4 protein-coding genes are annotated in these 3,087 nt (G+C 59.5%); 1 reads left to right on the forward strand and 3 read right to left on the reverse strand.

Going from position 1 to position 3,087, the window contains the following annotated elements; all coding sequences use genetic code 11:
- Positions 1-181: hypothetical protein (locus WCA53_RS13235; protein WP_423910657.1), on the reverse strand; the 181-nt coding region annotated here is incomplete at its 3' end.
- A gap of 222 nt (positions 182-403) precedes the next feature.
- Between WCA53_RS13235 and WCA53_RS13240 the strand changes: the two genes are divergently transcribed.
- Positions 404-706: a hypothetical protein gene (locus WCA53_RS13240; RefSeq protein WP_423910660.1), complete on the forward strand. Its 303-nt coding sequence runs from the start codon at positions 404-406 to the stop codon at positions 704-706.
- Between the two features lie 89 nt (positions 707-795).
- Here the strand turns inward: WCA53_RS13240 and fba are convergent, their stop codons facing one another.
- Together fba and WCA53_RS13250 are read right to left on the reverse strand one after the other, a co-directional pair.
- Positions 796-1,833, reverse strand: a complete 1,038-nt coding sequence (gene fba, locus WCA53_RS13245) for a class II fructose-bisphosphate aldolase (protein ID WP_423910663.1) — start codon at positions 1,831-1,833, stop codon at positions 796-798.
- A 52-nt stretch (positions 1,834-1,885) separates the two neighbouring features.
- The coding region (locus tag WCA53_RS13250; protein ID WP_423910666.1) for a transketolase-like TK C-terminal-containing protein at positions 1,886-3,087 on the reverse strand (1,202 nt) is incomplete at its 5' end.

Below are 3,087 nucleotides of genomic sequence, written 5' to 3' on the forward strand. Positions count from 1 at the left end.
GACGCGTCACAACCGGCAGCAAAGCAACGCGTGAAAGGCACAACTGTGAAAGATGACTGGGCGCAGCCTGGATGATCTCCGGCAATAACGCGCGACTTATAGCCTCTTTCTTCGCTCGTCTCTTTAGCGTGTTTCCCTGGCAGATCATGACTAAATTCATAACCGGCAGCACCGGCTTCATCCCGCCCGACTACGACTCAATCCGCCAATCGTCGCCGGTTGATAAGAAGCGAATTCGAGCATCATTCCTCGCCCCTCGGCATGGCGATCAAGCAGGCAATGATCACGTCCACCCAGACAATCGAGCGCCGCTTCGATCGGGTGCGGGTTGCGATGCGCTACCCCCTTCGGGTGCGATCGACGCGTGGGCTACCGCTCGGCGCTTTCTTGTCGAGGCTACTTGATGAATTTCCAATATCTGCTTACTGGCTATGACCCACTAACAAAGACGCTTCGCCGGTTTTGGGTCTCTGCGAATGCGTTGGACGGCATACCCGATGCGCAAAAACGAGCGTTTATAGAAATTCCCGTGAACGATCAAAACCCGCTTGATGACGAAGCCGCGCGGCGACTGGGCGGAACAATCTTGATGTCGCTTGTTCCCCAATTTCCTGAGTTGCGCCCGCTCACCCTGATTACGGATGGACAAGGGCACAAGATAATGGACTTGACGGACGGCGGAAAGAAATCGCCTTTTGGCGACTAGTCGGTAAGCATCAACCCAGCATTGACTCCGACCTCTAACCCCAGAACCAGGCAACCCGGCACCCATCCCGACCCAACCGCCAGCAACCCTCAATGATATCGACCAGCCATCACATCAAGCCCCACCGGCTTGATCCTGTCAGCTTGCCCCGCACATCCAAACGCCTCGAACCGCGCGACGCATAAATCCCTCGCCGCAGCCGTCGCTGCCTTCAACGCATGACGTGGATCGAACTCACCCTTTGCCATTGCCAGCGACCTTCGCATGGCGCCAGTCATTGCCAGCCTGATATCCGTATCGATATTTACCTTGCGCACGCCATTCGCAATTCCACGCTGAATCTCCTCCACCGGAACACCGTAAGTCACAGGCATCTCACCACCATGCTCACGAATGATGGCCAGCCACTCCTGCGGCACCGAAGACGATCCATGCATCACTAAATGCGTTTCCGGAATCATCTGGTGAATCGCCACTATCCGGTCAATCGCCAGAATCTCGCCATCCGGTTGACGACTGAACTTATAAGCCCCATGCGACGTACCAATGGCTATCGCAAGGGCATCCACCCCCGTCGCCTCGACAAACGCCCTCGCCTGCTCAGGGTCGGTCAACAAATCATCACGCGATAACCTGCCCTGCGCACCCACGCCATCTTCCTGACCCGCTTCGCCGGTTTCGAGCGAGCCGAGACATCCCAACTCTCCCTCAACCGATACCCCCACCGCGTGCGCAGCCTCGACCACCTGCCGGCTCACCTCCACGTTGTAGGCGTAATCGGCAGGCGTCTTCTGATCAGGCATCAACGAGCCATCCATCATCACGGACGTGAAGCCCGAGCGGATCGCCTGCTGGCATACCGACGGACTCGCGCCGTGATCCTGATGCAGCACAACCGGCAGGTCAGGATGCGCTTCTAGCGCAGCCAGCACGAGATGCCGCAGGTACGGCTCCCCGGCATATTTGCGCGCACCCGCGGACGCCTGCAGAATCACCGGACTGCGAGTTGCTTGCGCAGCCTGCATGATTGACTGGATCTGCTCCATGTTGTTCACGTTAAACGCGGGTACTCCATAACCTTGCTCGGCTGCATGATCAAGTAACTGACGCAATGCGATAAATGGCATTTCGGACTCCGATATATTCAGGTCGTAAATAACTCATTGGAAACTGATGCGTTCAGCAAGCAACCCTGCTTGCCTCCTTGACCACGCCCGCAACCGTCAGCCCGAAATGCTCGAACAACGCTTCAGCCGGCGCAGATTCGCCAAAGCAATCGATTCCGACTACACCGCCTTCCAGTCCCACATACTGGCGCCAGAACGCACTCACCCCCGCTTCAACGGCAACACGCGGCACGTCCCGCGGTAGCACCCGGTCGCGCCATGCCCGCGACTGACGGTCGAACACGGTGGTAGATGGCATCGACACCACCCGGGCAAGCACTCCCTGCGCACGCAGTGGCTCAACCGCCGCCAGAGCAAGGGCGACCTCAGACCCCGTCGCGATCAGCACCACGCGCTTCGACACGCGACCGGCAGGATCGGGCCAGTCGCGCAGTACATACCCGCCGTTTGCAATTGCATCGATCTGATCTTCGTCGCGCGAAACGAATGGCAAGGCCTGCCGGCTCAGCAACAAACAAGAGGGACGATCACGGTCGACCGCGCACACCCATGCTTGCGCCGTCTCCACCGTGTCGCACGGGCGCCAGACATCGAGACCGGGAATCATCCGAAGACTGGCTGCATGCTCTATGGACTGATGCGTCGGGCCATCCTCGCCAAGTCCAATGGAGTCGTGCGTAAACACAAACACCGTGCGGACCTTCATCAGCGCAGCCATGCGCAACGCATTGCGCGAGTAGTCGGAGAACGTGAGGAAAGTGCCGCCAAACGGCAGATATCCGCGATGCAGCGCGATACCGTTAAGCGCCGCGCTCATACCGAATTCACGCACGCCGAAATGCACATAGTTGCCGGCTTGAAGACCAGCTTGAAGACCGTCACGCCGCCCAAGCACCGTGACGGCTTCCTTCCAGCGCGTGAGGTTCGAACCGGTCAGGTCCGCCGATCCTCCCAGCAATTCGGGCAACGCCCGAGCCAGCCCCTCTATAGCCTGCTGCGATGCCTTACGCGTCGCTATCGACTGACCCGCGCGGTTGGCATCCTGAACAAGCCCCGACGCAGCCGAACGCCAGTGCACGGGCAGCGCTCCACGCGCGCGCCGTTCGAACTCCGCCGCTTCGCGCGGGAACTGCCGCCGGTACGCAGCGAAGCGAACAGTCCAGTCCGCCTCAACAGTCTGGCCGCGCTCACGAGCGTCCCACAAACTCCGGATCTCCGCCGGGATCTCGAAGGGCAGATAAGGCCAGTCAAGCG

The sequence above is a fragment of the Caballeronia sp. genome (assembly GCF_049581465.1).
GTDB lineage: Bacteria > Pseudomonadota > Gammaproteobacteria > Burkholderiales > Burkholderiaceae > Caballeronia.

Coding starts and splice junctions, on each gene's coding strand:
- WCA53_RS13240 (WP_423910660.1), top strand. CDS start 404: ATGAATTTCCAATATCTGCTTACTGGCTATGACCCACTAACAAAGACG.
- fba (WP_423910663.1), bottom strand. CDS start 1,833: ATGCCATTTATCGCATTGCGTCAGTTACTTGATCATGCAGCCGAGCAA.